A 22,148-nucleotide genomic window follows, 5' to 3' on the forward strand; every position below is an offset into this window, starting at 1 on the left:
TTTTTAAGATTTGTTGTGATGAGTTGGTAAAATCTTGCTATGTCTTATTTTTACCTTTAATAAACAAAGTTATATCACAGAGCTTTGACAGCATTATGGCAAATGTGTTAAATATTTAAGAATCTTTGAGGATTGTGTAGCCCACAAAGCAAGATTCTAGTCTTTGCGTTGTGGGAGCTATATTGCTATCCTTGATAGGATTTAAGCTTTTCATTCAAGGATTTAATCTCGCTAGAATCCAAAAATGCTTGCAAGTTAAACTCTAATTCTGCTATTGAAGTATCAAACGCATACCACCAAAAATTTTTATCATAATTAAGCCACCAAACAAACTTGACATTTAAATAATCTATGATTTTGCTCGATATATTATCATCTAAATTATCATTCAAGTCTTGCTCAAAAATCCGCACACCATAGCAGTTATATTTCTCTTTTTGAATATAATGTTCCACACAAAAGGCAAAGTAGTATTTACCACAATCTTTAGGCTTAATCATAAAGGGGTAGCTTAAATCATTCTTGCCCCAACTGCCCATTTTTTTATTTTTACTTGTCTTAACAATCTCAAAGCCTTTGCTTTCAATTTGCTCTCTATGCTTTTCTATAATCACCTCACAATAAGATTCTATAATTTTGTCTTTATTCTTTATAATCTCAAAGACTATCTCCATATTCTCCTGCATAGTATTGTCTTTCTTGTCTGTTAAAAATTTCGCCACACTCATTGTGTTCTCCTTTGTTTTTGTGATAATTTGCACGACATCTTTATAGAAGAGTAATGCGGCGTTTAGGTTTGTGATACAGCCGACCTTTGCCTGTGAGTTTTCTATCCATTTTAGAATCTCATTTTTATACGAGATAGCTTTAAATCTCACTTTATCACCCTGATTATTTACAAGATATTCCCCTTGTATTTCCCATTTGCCTAGACTAGACTTTGAAGGATTTCGTTTATAAGGGGCTAGGTAAAGCACAGCGATATTTTCATACATTTCGCTTAGCTCTTGTTGCGTTACATTTTCGCTAGATTCTAGCTCACTATATTCCACATTATCATTAGAATCTATCTCACTAGTTTCTATCTCATTAAAATCTTTGCTTTGCTCTTTTACTATGCTCTCAATATACCGCTCAATTTGTCGCGGCTGATCTTCTGCCCAAATCTTATTCTCTATAATGATATGCTTCTCACCATTCGTGATATACACATCAATATTTTTATATTCTTTATACACCCTAGCATTGCTTGCATTGCCAAACCATTCTCTAAGCCCCACACATTGTAAAAACTCTTCTAAAAACACATCGCCTTGATAGTGTTTGCCTAATGGGTTTAAAAATCCGCAGATTAGCCTACTATGCAGCCTGACTTCATCGTTTTTACTCCACATTTGCAAGTAGGGATTGAAGTCATTATTCCCACGCCTTTTGTGCTTCTCTGCTTGTTCCAAAAAGCCCTTCACGCGTTCAAAAAATCTCCCATATTCCATAGTTTCTCCTGTTTAGATAGCGGCATTATAGCAAGGTGGCTTATACATTTCCTGCTGAAGTTCTACCAAAGCTCTTGAACGCTTAGGGTAGGTTGTGATTATTTTCTTTGCCACACTCTCTTGATAAACGCCTTGTCAAACATCTCTTCACCCACTTTTTCACGCCACGATTTTATATATTTTTTAGGGTAATTTGTGTCAGCAAATATGCCTTGTATATTGACTTTATTATTGATATTCCACTCATTTAAGCTGTGGCAAAACTGCTCTGTTCCACAAAACATATTTTCCATATCCTCCACATTTTCTACATTCCAGCCACTAATATCAGCATTAAACCAGCGATTACAATAAAACATACCATACATATTGACCACATTACTCACATTCCACGACTCTATCCCGCTAAAATCATTGCGACTAGAGAAAAAATCACTAAAAACACAACTCATATCAGTGATGTTTGATACATCAATTTGGCTGAGTTGTATTTCTTCTCGTTCTGTTAGATTGCATAGCTGCCTGTTTGTCAGCGGATAGAATCGCTGCGTTTGCTTGTAAAAATCATCGATTTTTCTTGTGATAAAGGCATCAAATATCGTGCCAGCAAACACATAGTTAGAATACGCAAAAAGCTCTATATTCCACTTTGGCAGTATGCATAACGCCTCAGTGCCAAAAAACATTCTATCTATATCGGCTTTGGGATTTACGCGCCATTTGCTTAAATCTTGATTGAAAGCTAGCGAGCAGGCAAACATACCGCTCATATCTTCCACATTGCTAATATCCCAATCGCTAATATCTTGATTAAAATCACTATTCCAAAACATACGACTCATATTTTTTACCTTGCCGACATTCCAGCGGCTAATATCACCATTAAAGCTAGAGCCTTCAAACATAGAGCTCATATCCTCTACGCTACTTATATTCCAGCGGCTAATATTCCAGCTCCAATGTCGCTCAATATGCACATATTTAAACATCGCTCGCATACTTTTTACTTGGCTTACCTCCCACGACTCTATCCCGCTAAAGTCCCTGCGTGTAGAGCCCTCAAAGATTCTGCTCATATCCGTTACTTTGCTTGGGTCAATATCATCAAGCTCAATGCTATCAATATCGCATAATGCTTTAAGCTCATCATTATTTTTCGGGCGATATTTGCCATTTGTGAATTCGATTTTATGCTTACCAATGCCGAGTATAAGCACTTGAGAATCTTTTAAAGCTTCATTTTCTGGCTCTTCAAATACTGCTTTAAAGCCAAAATCATCAGGCAAAATTTTTAGAATCTCATTAAGCGTATTTCTATCCATAGTGTCTCCTGCTTGTTGTAAAAAGTGGATTCTAGCAAGCACATTTGACAGCGTTATGACAAAGCTAAACCAAGATATAAAGACTTAAGTAAATCTAGCTAATGCTAGAGTGATGAGAGTGCCGAGTGTGCAGACTATCTGTGTGGCTATTATATACCCAATGTGTATCAAAAGATGTGTGCGTGCCATAAGTGCCATCTATGTCTAAAATATAGAATCTATTGCCATTGCGCCTTTGGTCTTGTGTTTGCTTCTCTAATTTGCTTGAAAAACCATCAAACCAACCATCTGTAATGACAATCAAATCTGATTGTATAAAATCATCTTCTTGCATTTTTTTAAGCCCTTCTGCTAATGCTGGCTCTACATCAGTGCCGCCATTAAAGCTCATCGCCAAAAAGCCTAGAAGATTCGATCTGCCATCTTTGCCACTTAGATCAATAGTCTCTATGGTGCTAGAAAAGTTGATAAGATAGCAAGCGCGACTTTGCATATCTGCCTTTGTAGCAAGATAGAGTGTCAAAGCCTTTGCTAGATATTCTGGAGTGCCTTGCATACTAGAGCTTGTATCTACACAGATTATCATCGCGCCTTTAGTTTTCTCTTGCTGCTCTTTGGGCGTATCAAAGCCCTGCTTCTCAAAGCAAAAAAGGCGGTTTTGAATATATTTGAGATCAAAGAGCAGCTCTAAATCTGGGTCATTTAGCATTGCTAGCTCTTGGGGCAAGAGATTTGCCAAATCTCGCCCTAAAGTTATCCCACACATTTCTTCTTTATATGTATTTGTTAGCTTTACACTAGAATCCCCCATAGTGCTTGAGCCCAGCGCACCTCCATCTTGCCTGCCCCTGCCTAGTAGATCTGCGATTGTGCGCAAGTGCTTACTGCTTTGCAAAGTTTTCAAATACTGCTTGATTTTTGCGATGTCAATACAGCCTTTTTGCCCTAGCCCACTGCCATATCCCTGCTGACTAATTTGCTCTTGCCCCTCTCCTTCAACCCCACCTTCCCTCTCATCGCCCCCACTACCCCCATTTATATCAAACTTCATTCCCCCTAGCATCTCTTGCATTAAAGTAGATGACTCTAGCCCTAAACCCTCTAGCATCTCTTGTAGCTCAAGTATAGATTCTAACGCTCCTATAAGACCTTGGATATATTCTCTTTCTGCTTGTTTTCTCTTAGGCTCTAGCCACATTGATTTTTTAGATTCTAGGACTTTTTCCCAATACTGCAAAATATGCCCCCTGCTAGAATCTAGGCTTGCTTGATGATTAGAGGCAAGGGAGTCTAGCTCGCTTTGATGATCTTGGTTATAGCTCAAAAAGCTTTGCCTATCATCTTGTAAGGTTTGGTGATTGATAGTGGGCGTGAGTGCTCGCCTATAGTGTGCTGACTCTTCTTGCCAAAAGGGGTGGCTAGAAGCTAGCTTATCTTGGAGTGCTAGATAGCTAGCGTGGATTTTGTCTAAATACGCACGCACCACTTCATTGTGTAGCAATGCTGTGTAGCGCGGGTTATGTTCTATATCTTGTAGTGTGCTCTGCATAGCCTACCCCATCCTATCTAACTCGATCATTAGCCCATTTAGGCAGTCGCGCCATTTCAAGTGCGCCTTCAAACATATAGCCCATACTAGTTACATTACAGACATTCCAATTATCAAGCACTTGGCAAAACTTCTCTGCACCATAAAACATAAAACCCATATCTGTTACGCTTTCTACATTCCACGCGCCTATTGGCTGATTAAAATGCCTTGCATTTTGAAACATACTTCTCATAGTAGTTACTTTGCTAACATTCCAAGAATCTAGTGGCTGGTTAAAGCTCTTTGCATACGCAAACATATCACTCATATCAGTTGCCTTACTAACATTCCAAGAGTTTAATGGTTGATTAAAACTCTCTGCATTTTGAAACATATGAGACATATTAGTTACATTGCTCACATTCCAATATTCTATCCCACTAAAGTCTGTGCGATTTGAGCCTTTAAATAGCTCACTCATATCTGTAATAGCACTTGTATCAATATCACCTAGATAAACACTCTTATCTTTTACAAGTTTTTTTAGCATTTTTTTGCTTTTTGGCTTATATTTTGGTTTTGTGAATCTAGTTGGAAGTGGTATGGGCGTAGGCTGGGTTTGTATAATGGTTTTTAGCTGCTCTAGGGCGATGTCAAGCTGCTTTAACTCATCTTGCAGCTGCGTAATATTGCGCAATATAGGCTGATAATCCCTAGCGGCTAAAAATGGGTTTGCCATTTTGCTTTGTGCGGTATCAAGATCCTCTTGAAGTGCGCTTTGCTTTGTAGCAATTTTTTGGGCGATATTATCGCACTCTTTAGTATAAAGATCTTTTATCTTGTCATCTATTTGCTTTGGTTGATAATTGTCATAAAGCTCCGCTATGCTTTTATCATAATGGTTTTGATATGATGTTTGCAAGGCTGATATGTCATATCGCGGATCATTGCGCAAGGTAGCTTGTATCGACTTTTCTAGAAGATTTTGTATCACTTGAGTTTGTGTCTCATCGCTCCATAAACAATGCTTTAAAAGCATAATATCTGCAAGTAGCACTTCATCTCTATCGCTTAAAACTGCCGCTACTCTCAAAAGCTCTGCCATAGCTACCCACCGCCTGTCAGAGATGTAAATTGGCTCGCTAGGTTCGCTATTTTTATCTATATTTGTTTGCAAGGATTTATTGTGGGATTTTATAGAAGCTTTTAGGGTGTGGAGTGTTTGCAAGGCTTGCTGAGAAAATGTGGCATTTTTAGCCTTTTGCGCTATGTCTTGCAGCTCTTTTAGTGTGATAGGATTTGCGATAGTAATCTGTGCTTCACCTGTGCCTTTCAGCAGGGCTTCAAAACTAGTTTTTCTCTCCACGGGCAAGACCTTTAATCGCACAATAAGCCTATCATACAAGGCTTCTAGCCCTTGATTTGGCGTGGGGAACTCATTGCTCGCGCACACTAGCCCTTTTAATGGGACTTTTATATCCATATTGCCATCGCGATAAATCTTTTCGTTGATGATGGTTAAAAGTGTGTTGAGAATCGCAGGAGAGCTTTTCCATATCTCGTCTAAAAACGCGAAATGCGCTGTGGGGAGATAGCCTTGCGTGCTTCGTGTGAGCTTGTTGTTTTTCAGTGCGGCTATGTCGATTGGACCAAAGATTTCTTCAGGGGTGCTGAAGCGATTCATTAAGTAGGCAAAGAAAGTATTAGAATCCACTTTTTGCGTTTGTTTTTCTTCATCACGGATTCTAGGATTTGTAGTGGTGCTTTCGTAGTTTTTAGCACATTTTGGGGCAGAGCAAGAGTCTGCGGTTGCCTCAAAATGTGCTAAATCTGCGGAATGACTACCCAAAGCTGAATCCTTTTTAGAATCCACTTTTTCACTCATATCAAATGCCAATGCCACTCGCCTTGCCACAAGGCTTTTTGCCGTGCCCGGAGGTCCATACAAAAAGGCAGATTTACCACTTAGAAATGAAAGCAATATAAGCTTTAAAGCCTCATCTTTTTCATACACGCCTTGACTTAAGCTTTTTACCATAGATTCTATGCGATGTTTATAGCTCATTGTCGCTCCTTAATCTTTACTATGTAGTGGATTCTAGCGCATAGCTTTGACAGCGTTATGACAAAGGGGATTAAAATGTATGCAGAATTGCTAAGAGATTTTGCGTGGGCTTGTGGGATTTCACATAAAAAAGAAGGGGGGTTAATGTGTCAAATTTGGCAAAAGCGAAATATGAAAGAGCAGATTCTAGGTTTTAGAATCTTTGCCACTCATCTTTATTTAATTACCAAAACATATTTTCCACTCTTTAGTAGTCAAATTCCAAGAATCTAGCGACTGATCGAAGCTCTCCGCACCATTCAACATAGAATCCATATCTTCTACATTGCTAATATCCCACGATTCTAGTGGCTGATTGAAGCTTGTTGCGTTATAAAACATTCCTGCCATATCAGTTACATTGCTTGTATCCCAAGAATCTAGTGGCTGGTTAAAGCTCTTTGCACCCGCAAACATATAAGATATATTAGTTACTTGACTGACATTCCAAGAGTTTAAAGGCTGATTAAAACTCTCTGCATTTGCAAGCATAAAAGACATATCTTCCACATTACTAACATTCCAAGAGTTTAAAGGTTGATTGAAGCTCTTTGTATTTTGAAACATATAAGACATATTAGTTACATTGCTCACATTCCACGACTCTATTCCGCTAAAATCCCTGCGTGTAGAATCTTGAAACAAAAAAGCCATACAATCAATAGCACTTGTATCAATATCACCCAAGTGGATACTCTCATCATTGACAAGCTTTTTTAGCTCTTCTGTGGTTTGTGGTTTGTAGATTTGACTACTCATAGTGTTCCTTTCATTTTAAAATTAGAAGACATAATACCATAAATCCCCTAGCCCACTAACTTTTCCAACGCCTTGATAATCTCTACCATAGCACGCGTATCAAGCTTGCAGTAGGCTAAAAGGGCTTGGCGATACTTCTCTTGCTCATTTTTGGGCATAGATTCTAGCGCGGCAAAGCACTCCATCGCCTCTTCTCCATTATGCACGAGATTTAGCTCTTTATAAGCAGATTCCATTTGTGGCACAAGGGCTGGAAGCACGAGCTTGATAGAGTGGCTACCATTTTGCTTATAGTGATAGTAATGCCTAGCGGCAAAGGGAGTCATTAGATCTTCAATCTGTGAAGCGATATGTAAAAGCTCCTTTTCATACTGCGGAAAGCTTGCGGCAAGCCGCTCGATCACGCCCCTTTCAAAGCTCGCATTATAAGCTAAAATACAGGCATTTGGCGGGATAGAATCTAGCAGGGTTTTGATGAGTTCAGCTCTAGGGTCAATGCCACTTTTGGCTAAAAATTCTTTATGCTCTAGCTTGCCATCTTTATGCTGGATATGCAGTGAGAATTGAAAAGGGATTTGCTCATAGGCACTTGTGCCTACAAATTGCGGCACAGCGAGCTGAAATGTTTCAAAATCTAGGTGATAAATGGGGTAGCGCAAGCCTTGTAAAAACTCTGTGATTTTATCCTTTTGTGTATGCACAGATTTATTGGCAAAGCATTCTATTTGTAGCCTTTGATTGTGGCTAAGAGTATCGAGATTTTTTATGTCGCTAAATCGCACCACCCCCTGCCTATATAGCTCTAGCTTTTTATCGCCATTAAGCCGAGTCAGGTGGAATACAGAATCCTCCCCCTTTATGCCCCTTTGAGCCTCCCAGCAATAAGCCTTTGCCTCACAAGAGTAGGGATCATCACAATGCAGCCCTATATCAATGCTAGGCTCATCTTGCCCATCTAAAGTGCTAGCAAACTCTTGCAAAATTGCTGGAATCTTTGGGACAAATTCTTGCACAGATTCTAAGCAAGGCACGATAGTAAATAGCTCCGTTAGCTCAAGCGACTCGCCCCTTTTGTAGCTTGTGTTTAAATGGATAAGATTCGCGCCCTTTACACTATATCCGCAATGTGTGATGACATAGTGCTGCACGCTTAGATCATAGATATACACTTCCTTGAGACTTGTAGAGCTTTTCACCTCATTGATGATAAGCCCTTGTGCTGTGCTTTGCAAAATATCGACCATCACAACAATGCCCTGATAGATAAAAGTCGCTTCATATATCACGCCAACGCCAGAATCTAGCAGCTCTTTTGTGCGCTTGGCATTGTGGCTTATGCCATCATTAAAGTGGATTCTAGTCCCATTGGGGAAGAGCGCACACGCAAGCTCCCCGACTTCATTGCCTATGCTAAAAATCTGCACCTGCTCCTTGCTTGGCGGACTTAGAGCGTCCTTTTTATGAGCTAGAAGCCACAGCAGCTTTTGACACTGCATACCTTTGATAAAGCGAGATTTTGAGAGATTCATAGCTATCCTTTTGTAGAGATTTGTTTGTAGAAACTAAGAGCAACTTTAATGCGATTTCGCATACAAACTTTGTGATACTAGCACAATCTCTTGACAGCGTTATGTCAAAGGATAGAAACTTGTGTAAATTTATGGAGAGATTTTGCGCGGATTCTGCGCGGATATATAAGCAGCAAATGCCCTCTTAAAAAGCTTTAAGAGAGCCTAGAATCTAGCATAAAAAATCTTTGAAAAATTCCCTAGCCCATTGTGTGAATTTTTCATTCTCTTCTATTATGCGTTTTTTGCCAAAAGATTCAAGTGTATTTGCAAAGTTTCTGTTGTAAGGTATTTTAGAATCTTTATAGGCTTCTTTTTTAATTTGCGCCCCGCCATCTCGTATTTTCCTATTAAGCTTGCTTTCTAAAACAAGCAAATTCCCAAAGTCATCTTTTATGGCATTAAATTCATTAGCATTGTCAAAGCCATACCGCTCAAGTGCCTCATTTTCAACTACATTAAGCGGGACAATATGCTCCATATCGTATGGTTGCATTGTTTTACTGCTATCCCCATTATCATCTTCATCATCACTACTAAGCAGGTCATTAAAAGCCCTAGCGTCCATATCATCGCAGCGATAAGCGAAAAATAAATAGCGAAAATATTTTCCCCAATTATAATTATCCCTTGCTATATCTCTAAGCACATCACCAACACTAGAGTAGTCGCCTTTAGCACATTTTTTACACTCTTGTATTATTCTCTCTCTAAAGCTGTTTTTACTATCGGTGGCTTCATAAAGATTGTAAGCCCTTGAATCATTGGTTGAATAGCAGCCATAGAAAAACACTTCCGCCTGTGCTAAAAGCCTTAAACACTCATCATCTAAAACCCCATTCATCTCTAGTCTTACTAATGATGAGTAAAACAAAGGATTGATTCTTAAAATATAAAGAAGCTTAAAGGCTTCTGCGCTTGTCTCTGTCCTTTGCATAACGCGATAAAATGCTTTAAAAAACTCAAGCAAATCATTAGAGTATGTATCAATATACTCTAATAACTCTTGTGGATTTTTTGTTTTAGATTTTAATAGCTCTTTGATTTTTTTAAACGATTCTGCTGCCCCATAGCGATAATGCCCAATGTCAGCTTGTCCCAAAGCGTGGTAGTTAAAAACACGCGTTTCCACTTCCTTGGCAAACTCCCTATCGCCAAGCGATGAGCTAAGCTTATGCTTCCGTATTTTCGTAGCGATTTTGAAAATCTCTCCAAATCGCTCATTGATCTCATTATCAAGTGTGCCATTATCATTGCTATATTTGTTTGAATACAAAATAAGCAAGGCTTTTAGCTTATCTAGCAAAAGAAGTGGCACGCCCCTATCATTGACACTTTGAAATGTGCGTATAGCGCGCCCAGAATCCTTTTCCTCTAGCCACATAAGCACCATTTTATCTAGCACAGAGAGATACTCTTTAGCTTCAGTGGATTCTAGCTTACCTACATAATCCCAAATCGCTTCAAAGACTTCATACAATCGCTTCTGCCCATCTGTCTCAATCCTATTTTTCAGGCTTGTGTCGCGTTTATTGTTATCTGCTTGTGTGAGAACTGCCTTGAAAAACTCCTGATTAGCAGGAGAAACTTGCAATCTAAGCTCTTTATTTTCATCACGAAAAATATTCATATTCCAAGCAGGATCTTTTGTTTTAGCATTAAGCGCATAGCGGAGCATAAAGATTGTCGTGCTTCTTTGCTGCCCATCAATGATATAGTAGGCATCACTATTTGGCTCTTTTGCTACAACAATCGTGCCTAGAAAATGTCCCATACTATCACTGCTTGCATTTTTTGCTTCTTCTAAATCCTCCCACAATTCATCTAAGTTTTTCTTCTTCCACGCATAGTCTCTTTGATATTTTGGGATAGAAAAACGCCTATTGTTGCTAAAAACTTTTTCCACGGATTCTTGTGCCATTTCTCGCTCCTTTTAGATTTGCGCAGGGATTCTAATCAAAAAAAAAAAAAACGCAAGGACAATGCAGCCCAAGCTCCCTGCACCAGACCACTACAAAGCTAGAATCTAGGGCGAAGTTATAGCGCGCAGTTTGACAGCGTTATGTCAAAGATTTAGAAATTTGCCCTACAATATCCCCTTTTAATATCCTAGAATCCATTGCAAAAATTTAGATTCTAAAAAGGAGCATTATGCCTAGACACGACTACACCCAGCGGCTCGCACGACTGACCAAAATCCTAACCCTCCTCTACCACCCCAAAAGCGATGGCTCACTCTGTGCCAAGACCCTAGCGCAAGAGTTTGGCGTAAGCCTTAGGACTTTGCGCAGAGATGTGGAGATGATGGGCGCGGATTTTAGCTATGAGCGAGATACTATCTACTTCCTAGGCAGCAAGCTCCCAAATAGCACGAGCCAAGCAGACTCATTTATCGCCCTAGCCCTGCTAAGAAGCTTTGCATATAGTATGAATGGCGAGATCAAATCCCAAATGCTCTCCCTCCTAAACTCCCTAGAATCCACCAGCGCGCACAATGCAGAGCCGTTTTTCACCCGTTCAAATTTAGAGGAGATAGCCCTAGAGCCAGAGTCTATCGCACGCTTGCAAAAAGCCATTAAAGAGCATAAAGTCATTGGCTTTGAGTTTTTAAAAGAGCCAAATATCCTAAGCCACAGCACAGCCCACACACAGCGCGAAGTGCTGCCACTAAAGATTCTAAACTTTAGCGGCGAGTGGTATCTGCTAGGGCTAGAATCCAATGAGATAAAGAAGTTTTATCTAAACAACATCACTAATATACGCGAGCTAGGGCAGGGCAAGCGCGTGAGCCAAGAGATTTTAGCACGGCTTGAAAACGCGCTTAATGCGTGGTTTTCCCCAGAAAAAGAGCCATTTATGGTGCGATTATGGATAGATCCTATAATCGCAAAGTATTTTAAACGCAAAAAAATCTCCCCCAATCAGCACCTAGATGAAAACGCCGATGGCAGCCTAGATATTACGCTCTATATCACAAGTGCTATGGAGATCGCACCTTTAGTGCTTATGTGGATACCAAATGTGGTGGTGCTAGAGCCTAAGAGTTTGCGCGATTTCATCGCTAGCAGCACAGAAAATTATCTTAAGCGCATAGCAGAATCTAGCTAGATTAGCCCTAAAGGCTAGAATCCACTTTTTGATTTATGGATTGCTTCAGCCCTAAAGGGCTTCGCAATGACGGAGAGAGGGCGTTGCTCTAGAATCCATTTTTTGCGTTCGGCTTTTTCTAAAGAAACATCGCCTAGCGGCGAGCGGTATCCTTTGTTTTCTAAAAAAACTTCGCTTCGCTTGTTTTGCGTTAGCAAAATCGCGGCAATCCATAGAATCCACTTTTTCACTTGCGGTGGTTTTTTGTCATTGCAAGACACTGCGCTGGCGTGGCGATCTACTCCACGCCCTCTGTCATTGCGAGCGGTGCTTCTGCACCGCGTGGCAATCCATTTTCAAAAAGTGGATTCTAGTGTGGATTACTTCTAGGGCTTAAAAGTCTGCGCGTAGGCTTAGCCAATAGTTTCGGCTTGGCAGGATTCTTTGATAGCGATTTTGCGCGTTTGTGTTGTTGCCGCTTGTGTAGCTTGCATAATCCATAAAATGCACATCAAAGAGATTATTCACAGCAAAAGTTAGTGTGTAGTGCTTGGCAAATGTATAGGTCGCAGCGACATCTACTAGCTGATAATCTTTGTAGTATTTTCCTACGATTTCTCGCACATTTGTTCGTGCATTTGCCCCGGCATAGGCTGTTGGCGTTTGAAACTTCCCGCTCCAGCGCACATAGACGCTAAAATCGCGCCATTGGTATTTAGGCGTTAGCGTGAAGCTATGGCGAGGGATCTCGTTGATAGGCTCGCCCTTGCCTGAGCCGCTTAGGGCTTCTGTATAGGTGAAGCTATAGTTTGCATCAAGAGAGATTCCATAGATAGGCTTAATTTTCGCACCAAATTCTAGTCCTGCTACAAGCGATCGCTCGATATTGCGATAAGTGCTGCAAAGAGTGCTTTGGCAGGTTTGGTTTAGCCCGGGGATTGCCATATTTTGCCCGATGTTGCTTAGGGTTTCTATTTGGTTGTTAAAATCTGTGTAATAGCCTGTTAGGACAAACATCGCTGGATTTGTATCGACAATCGCGCTTAGCTCATAGTTCCAGCTTTGTTCGGGCTTTAGGTTTGGATTCCCATAAGTGGTGGTCGTGCTACTAGTGCTAGTCTCTGTGGTGATGACACCATCGATTGTTTGCAAAAGCGTGGGGACTAGCATACCGCTTGCTACACCGGTTTTAAAGGTGAGCCATTTAGTGGGGTTGTAATTGACATAAAAGCGTGGGTTTAGCGCGCTAGAGAAGCGATCGCTATAGTTGTAGCGCAAGCCAAGAGTGGTGCTGATGTATTGGTTGATAAGATAGCTTGCTTCAGCAAAGACAGCGGCTTGATTTTGGTGCATATTTCTCCACTTTGAAGAAATTGTCCCAAGCAAATTTTCGTATTGATAAAAAACACCACCATTAAATGTGATCACACCATAATTTTTCAAATCAAAGTTGTTTGTATAAGTGCTTTGAGCGATCGCGCTTTGGCTTATGCGCTCGCTTGCCCAGTTGATATACTCGCCTTGGGTAGCACCGATAGGGACATTTGCGTGAGGGGCGATGAGATTGAAAGAGTGCTGCACATAGCTAGAGAGCTTCCCCCACTCATACTTTCCCTCGTGGCTTAGCACAGAATTGACCTTAAAAAGCTCTTGTATAGAGGTGATACTTCTACCAGAAGTATTAAGTGAGCCAAGCCGTCCATTATAGATTTCAGAATCTAGGTAGATGTAGTCGCGACTTGTGGGCGTGTAGTTTAGTCGAAAGCCACCGCTAAAGTTGCGAGAGCCTGTGGAGGAGTGCGCAGCATAGGGGTTGCCATTACTACTTGGGCTTACCCACGAGGGCTTAAGAAATTTATTTGCATCATTAAATCGCCCTGATCCTCTTAGATTGAGCGAGAGCTTGTCTTTGATCAAAGGGGTGTTGATATAGGCGTTTGCGCCATAAGCGTTCCCCCACTCGCTATCTGGCTCGAAAAATTTAGATTCTAGCTAGATACCGCTTGCAAGCTTGTCGGTATGCTTTTTGGTGATGATGTTGATGGCTCCGCCCATCGCATCGCTACCATAGATGATAGAAGCAGGACCGCGGATCACTTCAATCTTTTCTATCATTGAAGCTGGCGGCATAAAGGAGGTTTGATTCCCTAAGCCGTTTTGCACAAAGCCGCGCGTGGTGTTCTGCCGCTTGCCATCGATTAGGATAAGTGTGTAGCTTGAGCTAAGACCACGCATAGAGATAGAATTCTGCCCTGTTTTGTCCTGCTCTACATATACGCCCGGGACATCTTGCACCGCATCGCCAATATCGCGGATAGGGCGCGTTAGAATCTCCTCTCTGCCAATTATGCTAATGCTAGCTGGAGCTTCTTTGATATTTTGGCTATATCCGCTTGCTGTTACGACTTGCTCATTAAGCATTTTAGTCTCTACTTTTGTGTTGGCGTTAGCAGTGCGTTTGGAGTCGCTTTGCTCTTGCTGGGATTGATAGGTGTCTTTGGTGCTTTGGGTTAGGTCTTGATCAGCAGTCAGTGGATCGCCGAGCATAGACAAAGGCGCAGTAAGGATACCTGCCAAAATAGCGGAATATGTCTTCATAAAAACTCCTTGAAATGTGATAAAAAGTGATTGTCTCAAATAATGAAACGCGTTATCATAATATTTAAATAATTAAACTTATTTTAAATTCAATTAACTATGTGTTTAATAATTTAAGTCTAGTGGTGTGGTAGAAATGGGCAAGATATGCCAAAGTGGATTCTAGGGGAGGTTTGCTGCAAGTCCTTGGGTGCTTGGGCGTTGTGGTGTGCGGAAGGATCTGCTATAATGCGCACTTTTATATTGAAGCTGGGGATAGAATGCAAGAGAGAGAAAACACACAGGTGCGTATAGCGATACTTTTTAGCGGTAGTGGGAGTAATTTGGAAAATATCGTGGCACAGCAAAAAGACATCGCCGCTGCTTTATCTCCCTATCATATCACTCCGCATATCGTCCTAGCTATGAGTAATAATCCTAGCGCGTATGGGATCGCGCGTTGCAAAAGACTAGGGCTAGAGTGTAAGGTGATTGACCATAGAGACTTTGGCTCGCGTGCGTTGTTTGATCAAGCTTTGGCGCGATGCCTAGAGAGCCACCATATCGATCTTGTGGTATTGGCTGGGTTTATGCGGATTCTGGGGGAGGGGTTTGTAGAGAAGTTTCGGGCTATCAATATCCATCCATCATTTTTGCCCTTGCATAAAGGCGCGCACGCGATTGCTGATAGCTTTAATGGGGCAGAGGAGTTTGGCGGTGTGAGCGTGCATTGGGTGAGCTTGGAGCTGGATTCTGGGGCGATTATCGTGCAAGAAAAGCTCCCTAAAATCGCAGGAGAGAGCCTGCAAGACTTTGAGAGTAGAATCCACTTTTTAGAGCACAAACTCTATCCTAAAGCCATTATTGAAGCGATTATCCAAGCCTTTGGCAGTGGGGCTAAAGCAAGCGGACAGGAGCGATAATGGAGCATATCTTAAGCGATATTTTTGTCAATTTTGCCATCATCGCGCTGCTCATTGCTATCGCGCCGATTTTGGCAAAGGCAAGCAAAATCCCTATCGTAGTCGTGGAGATGTGCCTAGGGTGCTTGGGGCTGTATTTTGGGATATTTCAAGCGAGTGAAAGCCTAGTGCTAATGGCTAAGGTTGGGTTTTTGTTTTTGATGTTTTTGTGCGGTATGGAGGTGGATTTGCGCGGCTTCCAGAATCTTGGGAAGAAGTTTTTGCGCAATGTTGTGGTGTATTTTTGTGTGCTGTATGGGCTATCTATCGCGCTGGTGCTAGCACTTGGGCTTAATAAAATCTTCATCGCGGCTTTTCCTGTAATGAGCCTTGGTATGATTATGACGCTTATCAAAGACTATGGCAAGGATAAGCAGTGGCTAGAGCTTGCGCTGCGCGTGGGGGTTGTAGGAGAGGTGGTAAGTATCGCGGCTCTTACGCTTATAAGTGGATTCTATCATTATGGGAATTCGTGGCAGCTGTATGAGAGCTTGGCGGTGCTATGTGTGTTTATCGTAGCGATTGTGGGGCTGTTTTGGTTGTTTGGGATTTTGTTTTGGTGGTTTCCTAATCTCAAGCTCTATGTGATGCCCTATAATGACCTAAGCAATCAAGACATTCGCTTTGTGATGATGCTTTTTATCGTGCTGGTGGCGTTGGTGCTGGTGCTGGATTTGGAGGCGGCTCTGGGGGCGTTTCTGGCTGGAATGATTGTGGCGATATTTTTCTCCTATAAGCACGAGCTGGTGCATAAGCTTAATGATGTGGGGTTTGGGTTTTTTGTGCCGCTATTTTTCATCTATGTGGGTAGCACGCTAGATCTTGGGCTACTTATCTCTAATCCCACCTATATCATCAATGGCGCGTATATCGCGTGCGGAATGATTGCGATACGGCTTATCGCGGCAAATGTGGCGTTTGCGAAGTATTTTAATAGCACAAAAGCTGTAACACTCTTTGCCCTTAGTGATTCTATGCCGCTTACTTTCCTAGTCGCTACGGCAAAAATCGCGAGTGATTGGCAGGCTATTACTCAAGAGGTGTATTATGCCTTTATCCTAGCGGCGATGATTGAAGGTGTGGTGTTTAGTATCACGATCAAGCTACTTTACACGCTATGGAAGCAGCCAAAGCCTGCAAGCAAGCATAAGGGCAAGTGAGTGTTAGCAAGTGGGCTTAGTGAGTGGGGCTAGCAGTGACTAGGTGGCAAACTTGCTAAATACTAGCTAGAGAATTGTAACTTTTAGCTATACTTTTGCATTTGTTGGCGTGTGAGTAGAATCTAGTTTATATACTTAGTTAATTGTAAGGAGCAGACATTGAGCAAGATTAGTGTGTTGTTTGGCGGAGCGAGCTTTGAGCACGAGATTAGCATTGTGAGTGCCATTAGCTTGAAGAAGGTCTTAGGTGAGCGCATTGGCTACTTTTTCTTCCTAGATGGTGGGCATACTCTCTACCTGATCCCTGCGGATAAAATGCAGGCAAAGACCTTTGCCACGGGAGAGTATAAGCAGTGCAAGCAGCTAGAGTGGATTCTAGGGGGCGTGGGCTATCGCGGACTTTTTGGGAGTAAAAGGCTTAGTGATGTGGGGGTGGTGCTAAGTCTTATCCACGGGGGCGATGGTGAAGATGGCATCATCTCAAGTGTGCTGGCATTTTATAAGATCCCTTTCATCGCGCCTAGGGTGGCTGCTTGCGCCCTTAGCTTTAATAAGATTTTGACCAAAAATTATGCCGCGCATATCGGGGTAAAAACACTGCCCTATGAGCATTATCGCTATGGCGATGAAGTGTGTCCTAGCTTTGTGTATCCGTTTATTATAAAGCCCGCTACGCTTGGTAGCTCCATAGGTGTGAGTGTAGTAGAAAAGCAAGATGATATGGAATACGCCCTAGACTGCGCCTTTGGCTATGATAGGGAGATACTTATTGAGCCATTTTATAAGGGCGTTAGGGAGTATAATCTAGCCGGCTACAAAAACGCTCAAGGGGAGATAGTCTTCTCTATGGTAGAAGAGCCTAAGAAAACAGAGCTTTTAAGCTTTGATGATAAGTATTTAGACTTCTCGCGCACCACACAAGCCACACAAGCTACAATCTCTCAAGAGCTAGAATCCGCCTTGCAAGATGCCTTTAAGCGCATTTATGGCGATCTCTTTGAAGGCGCACTGATACGATGTGATTTTTTTGTCATTGATGATGAGATTTATCTCAATGAAATTAACCCAATCCCCGGCAGCCTAGCGCATTATCTCTTTGAGAATTTTGGGCAGCATATCACAGCACTAGCCCAAGCCCTGCCAAAATCCAAGCCCATTAACATCACTTATAATTATGTGCAGAAAATCCGCGCAGCAAAAGGCAAGTAGTGGCAAGCCGCAGGATCACATATCTAGGACAATCGCTTGAGATAGCCTATATCAAGCACAAGCCCAATGCCGCAAGCACATCAAATATCGTGTTTCTGCACGGCTGGGGGAGTCATAAGGAGCTTATGCTCCAAGCTTTTGGGGGGAGCTTTGCGGACTATACGCACTACTATATTGATTTGCCCGGCTTTGGTGCTAGCCCGTATGGCGAGCTAGAATCCACTTTTGACACTTCTGCTGTGCGGGGACAAATGGATTCTAGCTTATCGCGCAAAGCTGAATCGCCCAAAGTGCAAAAAGTGGATTCTAGCTTGCACGCACAGGAATTAAGGATTTTAGACACAAACGACTATGCACACATCGTGCTAGCCTTTTTGCGTGCGCTTAGGGTTAGGGCGGATATTATCGTGGGGCATAGTTTTGGGGGGAAGGTGGCGGTGCTATGTGCTGCTATTGAAAAAGTGGATTCTAGGAATGAAGCAATGGATTGCCACGCCACTGCTACGCAGTGTCTCGCAATGACAGAAAAAAATGCCGTTAGTGAAAAAGTGGATTCTAGGGGTAATGCCGAAAATGTAGAAAAAACGCAAAATGAAAAAGTAGAAGTCGTGTTTGATAAAACGCCGCAGAACACAGGGGTAGAAAATGTGTTTGATAAACAAGCCCAAAGATTAAGCGAGTTGCAGAGTGATAGCGCAAAAAGCGTGTTTGATAAAACGCCGCAGGCGGAAGGATTTTGCGATGATTTTGTGGGTTGTCAAGGCGCGGGCGAAGGGATTTACCTAAGCGGTAATGAGCAAGCTCTCGCCGCAGACTCCCGCAAAAGCGCGCAAAAGCCAACGCCCCCAATCATAGGCGATATTATCCTCCTTAGCTCCGCTGGCATCATCTACCCAAAACCCCTCAAAGTCCGTGTCAAAATCGCTTGTGCTAAAATCGCCAAGGCTTTGCATTTGCGCCTGCCATTTTTACGAGCCAATGACGCTAAGACGCTAAATCCCACGATGTATGAGATATTTAAGCGCGTGGTTGATGAAGATTTCTCCCCTATATTTGCGGCGTGTCGGCATAATGTCAGTATTTTTTGGGGCAGAGATGATAAGGCTACGCCGCTAGAATCTGGGCAGCAGATACACGCGCTTATCCCTAGCAGTAGGCTTTTTGCCTTAGAGGGGGATCACTACTTTTTCATCAATCAAGCAGCAAGGATAGAATCTATGTATCACACAAAAGCGTGGCATATAAGGGTGTTTGGCAAGGTGCAGGGCGTGGGGTATAGGAAGTTTGCTAAGGCAAAGGCTGATGAGCTAGGCTTGCAAGGCAGTGCGCAAAATCTCCTTGATGGGAGCGTGGAGATTTTTGCCTGCGGTGATGAGAGTGTGGCGGCGCGATTTTTGCAGGCTTTGTGGGTGGGACCAAGCAGGGCGCAGGTGCAAGAAGTGCAAAGCCAGCCTTGTGCGCCTAAGCAAGAGTGGCTTGATCGCAGTGCATTTGAGATTTTGACATAACTAGGAGAGGCGATGATTCATATTTTAGAGCTATTTTCTCGATTATTTTTCTTGCTTGGGATTTCTTACTACACTATTACGCTTTTGCAGTGGTATAACTACAATCCCATTCGCGTGATCACCAAGCACCATAAGTGGCGATGGCATTTGTGGTATTTCGTGCTGCCTATTGTGGTGTTTTTCACACTTTTTGCGCTTGGGTTTGGTGTGGTATTTTATGCGTATCTTTACCTTGTGTATTTGCCTATGCTGATTATGTGGGCATTTAGGCTTGATAAACGAGTCGTTTTCACGCATAGGGTGTGGCGGTTTTTTGGGATTATTGCGATTTTTGCGATTATCAATGAAGTGTTATTTATCGGCTTTAGCGCGACTTCGTTGTATTATTTATGGCTTATGCCTTTTGTCGTTGGGGTGTGTATTTGTGAGATTTATGAAGCGATTTTACTGCGCAATTTCATCACTCTAGCCAAAGATAAGCTAGCTATGATGCACAATCTAAAAATCATTATGATCACCGCAAGCTTTGGCAAAACAAGTATCAAAAACTTCTTAGCCCAGATTCTAGAAGGGCAGTATAATCTCCACTTCACGCCTAGAAGTGTGAATACTTTTAAAGGAATTGTTGCAGACATCAACAATGACCTAGCCTTTGGCACAGATGTGTATATCGCTGAAGCAGGGGCTAGAATGCAAGGAGATATTAAAGAGATCGCCACGCTCTTACACCCGCAAATTGGCATTATTGGTGAAATTGGCAATGCCCATATTGAGTATTTCAAATCCCTAGAATCCATCGCAAAAACAAAATTTGAGCTGCTAGAGTCTAACCGCTTGCAAAAGGTCTTTGTTTATGAGAAAAATACACCGCCTGAAGGCATAGATCCTAGCAGGCTAGCACTTATGCAAACTTACCCCCTGCCTTTGCGTAATGTCAAGACAACGCTAGAATCCACCTTTTTTGAAATGAAGCTAGATGATGAGTGGGTGGCGTTTGAGACTTATGTGCTAGGGCGGTTTAATGTCGATAATATCGCTGTGGCAGTGATGGTGGCGCATTATTTGGGTATGAAAATTTCTGCTATACAAAAGCTTGTCAAAAAGCTCTCCCCAATCCCCCACCGCTTCAATCTCTCTATCTCTAATGGCAAAACAATCATTGATGATGGCTTCAATGGCAATATCAATGGTATGCTAGAGGGTGTGCGATTATGCAGTCTCTATCAAGGCAGGAAAGTCATCGTTACACCCGGGCTTATTGAGAGCGATGTAGAGTCCAATCAAAAGCTCGCCCACGCCATTGATGAAGTCTTTGATCTAGCGATTATCACAGGCGAGCGCAATAGTGATGTGATAGCCAAAGCACTGCAGCGCACACAACGCGTCATTTTAAAGAACAAAACTCAGCTAGAAAATGTCCTAAAGGGTATGGTAAATAACGGCGATTTGGTGTATTTCGCCAATGATGCACCAAGCTATATTTGATTTCACTAAAGGAGTGTTTATGCAGCATATTTACGCGCCGTGGAGAAGTGAGTATTTTGAGAGTGATGAAGCAGGCTGTCCATTTTGTGCGATCGCCCTAAACGCCCAAGATGATGAGAAAAACTTCGTTTTCTACCGCGATGAAGTGTGCTATGGCGTGATGAATCGCTACCCCTACACGCCCGGGCATTTTCTGCTGATCCCTTATGCGCATATCGACTCGCCTACTGCCCTAAGCACGCAGGAGTTTTTACACTTAAGCGAGCTTGCGCATAAAAGTATCGCGCTATTAGAAGACTTTGGCGCACAAGGGATCAATATGGGTATGAATATCAAGCAAATCGCTGGAGCTGGGATACCAGAGCATTTGCATTGGCATTTTGTGCCGCGCTTTAGTGCGGATACAAACTTTTTCACCACCATTAGCGAGTGTCGCACTTATGGCGTGGATTTTAAGGTCGTGTATCAGCGGATTAAAGAGCTAGCAGGTAAGCATTTAGCATAAGGAGTGTATGATGAGAGAGTGTAGGAGCAAGCTTACTAGAATCCTATTTTTGCTCTGTGTGGTTTTTGTGGGCTTTGGGCAGGCAAATCGCTATGACTACTTGCTTTTTGCAAATACCTATGCAGAAGTGAGAAAAGGCATAGACCTAGGTGCAGATGTCGATGCTAGGCTTCGTGGCAGCACGCCACTTTATGATGCTTCTAGGAAGAATAATATGGAGATCCTCTACTTGCTTTTGCGCCGAGGTGCAGATGTCAATGCCATCTCTCACGGCGAGACCGCACTACATAAAGTCGTGCAGTTTAATAATCTCAAATTTGCCCAAGCCTTGTTAAAGCACCGCGCAAATCCTAATATCCAAGATACTATCCGCGGTAACACCGCCTTGCACTATGCCACTGCTTCGCGCAATAGTGCTATGATCGCATTGCTTATGAACTATGGTGCAAATATGGATATAGAAAATAACAAAGGCGAGACCCCAGCGCAATATATCCTAGCTAATGTCAATGTCCCAGCAATGAGTATGGAAAATAAGCATATCCGCCTAGTAAGCTCGGCATTTCGCGTAGGATCGGGGAGCGTGAATCTCACCATAACCAATCTCACAGATGAGTTTGTAACCATCACTTATGGGGCATTATATATGGATGGCAATCTTGTCTCTGATCAAAGCTTTAGTAAAAAAATCCCCCCAAGATCAAGCGTGGCAGTAGGTGCGCTGCCTATCACAAGCGCAGCGTATGAGAGCGTATCGATCAAAAAGGGCGGCGTGGCAAGTATCAAATATGGCTTTGCTATAGAGTATGATGTGGCTGGGGCTGATGATAGCCTGTATAAAAGCACCAAAACTGAAGTGCAAATCTGGTAAAGGGTAT

Annotated in this window: 18 protein-coding genes and 2 pseudogenes; 11 read left to right on the top strand and 9 right to left on the bottom strand. The window is 42.3% G+C overall.

Going from position 1 to position 22,148, the window contains the following annotated elements:
• Window positions 1-185: 185 nt before the first annotated feature.
• The 7 genes from NYG90_RS06195 to NYG90_RS06225 form a co-directional block, all read right to left on the bottom strand.
• Window positions 186-1,493, bottom strand: coding sequence for a PDDEXK-like family protein (locus NYG90_RS06195; RefSeq protein WP_285257126.1), 1,308 nt, complete (start codon window positions 1,491-1,493; stop codon window positions 186-188).
• 98 nt (window positions 1,494-1,591) lie between these two features.
• On the bottom strand, window positions 1,592-2,815 hold the full coding sequence (locus tag NYG90_RS06200) for a BspA family leucine-rich repeat surface protein (RefSeq protein ID WP_285257127.1): 1,224 nt from the start codon (window positions 2,813-2,815) through the stop codon (window positions 1,592-1,594).
• A gap of 94 nt (window positions 2,816-2,909) precedes the next feature.
• A complete protein-coding gene (locus tag NYG90_RS06205) occupies window positions 2,910-4,364 on the bottom strand; it encodes a VWA domain-containing protein (RefSeq protein ID WP_285257128.1) in 1,455 nt (484 codons plus the stop codon).
• Between the two features lie 13 nt (window positions 4,365-4,377).
• The gene (locus NYG90_RS06210; RefSeq protein ID WP_285264846.1) at window positions 4,378-6,411 is read right to left on the bottom strand and encodes a BspA family leucine-rich repeat surface protein; all 2,034 of its coding nucleotides are present in this window, start codon (window positions 6,409-6,411) and stop codon (window positions 4,378-4,380) included.
• A gap of 219 nt (window positions 6,412-6,630) precedes the next feature.
• On the bottom strand, window positions 6,631-7,209 hold the full coding sequence (locus NYG90_RS06215; protein WP_285264847.1) for a BspA family leucine-rich repeat surface protein: 579 nt from the start codon (window positions 7,207-7,209) through the stop codon (window positions 6,631-6,633).
• Between the two features lie 47 nt (window positions 7,210-7,256).
• Window positions 7,257-8,738 carry a DUF2779 domain-containing protein gene (locus NYG90_RS06220; protein ID WP_285257131.1) on the bottom strand — a complete coding sequence of 494 codons (1,482 nt, stop codon included), beginning with the start codon at window positions 8,736-8,738 and terminating at the stop codon, window positions 7,257-7,259.
• A 211-nt stretch (window positions 8,739-8,949) separates the two neighbouring features.
• Window positions 8,950-10,698, bottom strand: coding sequence for a DUF262 domain-containing protein (locus NYG90_RS06225; protein WP_285257132.1), 1,749 nt, complete (start codon window positions 10,696-10,698; stop codon window positions 8,950-8,952).
• A 230-nt stretch (window positions 10,699-10,928) separates the two neighbouring features.
• Between NYG90_RS06225 and NYG90_RS06230 the strand changes: the two genes are divergently transcribed.
• Complete coding sequence (locus tag NYG90_RS06230; RefSeq protein WP_285257133.1) at window positions 10,929-11,885, top strand: helix-turn-helix transcriptional regulator; 957 nt, start codon at window positions 10,929-10,931, stop codon at window positions 11,883-11,885.
• Window positions 11,886-11,951: 66 nt separating this feature from the next.
• Entirely contained in the window at window positions 11,952-12,254 is a 303-nt protein-coding gene (locus tag NYG90_RS06235) for a hypothetical protein (RefSeq protein ID WP_285257134.1), read from the top strand.
• A gap of 3 nt (window positions 12,255-12,257) precedes the next feature.
• Here the strand turns inward: NYG90_RS06235 and NYG90_RS06240 are convergent, their stop codons facing one another.
• Window positions 12,258-13,781: a TonB-dependent receptor domain-containing protein gene (locus NYG90_RS06240; protein WP_285264848.1), complete on the bottom strand. Its 1,524-nt coding sequence runs from the start codon at window positions 13,779-13,781 to the stop codon at window positions 12,258-12,260.
• A gap of 75 nt (window positions 13,782-13,856) precedes the next feature.
• On the bottom strand, window positions 13,857-14,462 hold the full coding sequence (locus tag NYG90_RS06245; protein ID WP_285257136.1) for a TonB-dependent receptor plug domain-containing protein: 606 nt from the start codon (window positions 14,460-14,462) through the stop codon (window positions 13,857-13,859).
• Between the two features lie 173 nt (window positions 14,463-14,635).
• Here NYG90_RS06245 and purN point away from each other — a divergent pair, with 173 nt between their 5' ends.
• The 9 genes and pseudogenes from purN to NYG90_RS06290 all read left to right on the top strand — a co-directional run bounded on the left by purN (window position 14,636) and on the right by NYG90_RS06290 (window position 22,141).
• Window positions 14,636-15,364 (top strand): phosphoribosylglycinamide formyltransferase, encoded by a 729-nt coding sequence (purN, locus tag NYG90_RS06250; protein ID WP_285257137.1) that lies wholly within the window; start codon window positions 14,636-14,638, stop codon window positions 15,362-15,364.
• Window positions 15,364-16,563: a cation:proton antiporter gene (locus NYG90_RS06255; protein WP_285257138.1), complete on the top strand. Its 1,200-nt coding sequence runs from the start codon at window positions 15,364-15,366 to the stop codon at window positions 16,561-16,563. Before purN ends, NYG90_RS06255 begins: the two co-directional genes overlap by 1 nt.
• 159 nt (window positions 16,564-16,722) lie before the next feature.
• A complete protein-coding gene (locus NYG90_RS06260) occupies window positions 16,723-17,772 on the top strand; it encodes a D-alanine--D-alanine ligase (protein WP_285257139.1) in 1,050 nt (349 codons plus the stop codon).
• A gap of 89 nt (window positions 17,773-17,861) precedes the next feature.
• Window positions 17,862-18,218 (top strand): annotated as a pseudogene (locus NYG90_RS06265) (alpha/beta fold hydrolase); the annotation flags it as partial.
• 414 nt (window positions 18,219-18,632) lie between these two features.
• Window positions 18,633-18,998, top strand: a pseudogene (locus tag NYG90_RS06270) (alpha/beta fold hydrolase); the annotation flags it as partial.
• The gene (locus tag NYG90_RS06275; protein WP_285257217.1) at window positions 18,990-19,280 is read left to right on the top strand and encodes an acylphosphatase; all 291 of its coding nucleotides are present in this window, start codon (window positions 18,990-18,992) and stop codon (window positions 19,278-19,280) included. The pseudogene NYG90_RS06270 and the gene NYG90_RS06275, both read left to right, overlap by 9 nt.
• Before the next feature lie 12 nt (window positions 19,281-19,292).
• A complete protein-coding gene (locus NYG90_RS06280; RefSeq protein WP_285257140.1) occupies window positions 19,293-20,765 on the top strand; it encodes a Mur ligase family protein in 1,473 nt (490 codons plus the stop codon).
• A 19-nt stretch (window positions 20,766-20,784) separates the two neighbouring features.
• Window positions 20,785-21,270 (top strand): HIT family protein, encoded by a 486-nt coding sequence (locus NYG90_RS06285; protein WP_115011987.1) that lies wholly within the window; start codon window positions 20,785-20,787, stop codon window positions 21,268-21,270.
• A gap of 10 nt (window positions 21,271-21,280) precedes the next feature.
• Window positions 21,281-22,141 carry an ankyrin repeat domain-containing protein gene (locus NYG90_RS06290; protein ID WP_285257141.1) on the top strand — a complete coding sequence of 287 codons (861 nt, stop codon included), beginning with the start codon at window positions 21,281-21,283 and terminating at the stop codon, window positions 22,139-22,141.
• Window positions 22,142-22,148 lie beyond the last annotated feature (7 nt).

This window comes from Helicobacter zhangjianzhongii (genome assembly GCF_030249855.1).
Taxonomy (GTDB): domain Bacteria; phylum Campylobacterota; class Campylobacteria; order Campylobacterales; family Helicobacteraceae; genus Helicobacter_B; species Helicobacter_B zhangjianzhongii.

Coding starts and splice junctions, on each gene's coding strand:
- NYG90_RS06220 (WP_285257131.1), bottom strand. CDS start 8,738: ATGAATCTCTCAAAATCTCGCTTTATCAAAGGTATGCAGTGTCAAAAG.
- NYG90_RS06290 (WP_285257141.1), top strand. CDS start 21,281: ATGAGAGAGTGTAGGAGCAAGCTTACTAGAATCCTATTTTTGCTCTGT.
- NYG90_RS06235 (WP_285257134.1), top strand. CDS start 11,952: ATGACGGAGAGAGGGCGTTGCTCTAGAATCCATTTTTTGCGTTCGGCT.
- NYG90_RS06195 (WP_285257126.1), bottom strand. CDS start 1,493: ATGGAATATGGGAGATTTTTTGAACGCGTGAAGGGCTTTTTGGAACAA.
- NYG90_RS06255 (WP_285257138.1), top strand. CDS start 15,364: ATGGAGCATATCTTAAGCGATATTTTTGTCAATTTTGCCATCATCGCG.
- NYG90_RS06230 (WP_285257133.1), top strand. CDS start 10,929: ATGCCTAGACACGACTACACCCAGCGGCTCGCACGACTGACCAAAATC.
- NYG90_RS06285 (WP_115011987.1), top strand. CDS start 20,785: ATGCAGCATATTTACGCGCCGTGGAGAAGTGAGTATTTTGAGAGTGAT.
- NYG90_RS06275 (WP_285257217.1), top strand. CDS start 18,990: ATGTATCACACAAAAGCGTGGCATATAAGGGTGTTTGGCAAGGTGCAG.
- NYG90_RS06205 (WP_285257128.1), bottom strand. CDS start 4,364: ATGCAGAGCACACTACAAGATATAGAACATAACCCGCGCTACACAGCA.
- NYG90_RS06210 (WP_285264846.1), bottom strand. CDS start 6,411: ATGAGCTATAAACATCGCATAGAATCTATGGTAAAAAGCTTAAGTCAA.
- NYG90_RS06225 (WP_285257132.1), bottom strand. CDS start 10,698: ATGGCACAAGAATCCGTGGAAAAAGTTTTTAGCAACAATAGGCGTTTT.
- NYG90_RS06280 (WP_285257140.1), top strand. CDS start 19,293: ATGATTCATATTTTAGAGCTATTTTCTCGATTATTTTTCTTGCTTGGG.
- NYG90_RS06245 (WP_285257136.1), bottom strand. CDS start 14,462: ATGAAGACATATTCCGCTATTTTGGCAGGTATCCTTACTGCGCCTTTG.
- NYG90_RS06200 (WP_285257127.1), bottom strand. CDS start 2,815: ATGGATAGAAATACGCTTAATGAGATTCTAAAAATTTTGCCTGATGAT.
- NYG90_RS06215 (WP_285264847.1), bottom strand. CDS start 7,209: ATGAGTAGTCAAATCTACAAACCACAAACCACAGAAGAGCTAAAAAAG.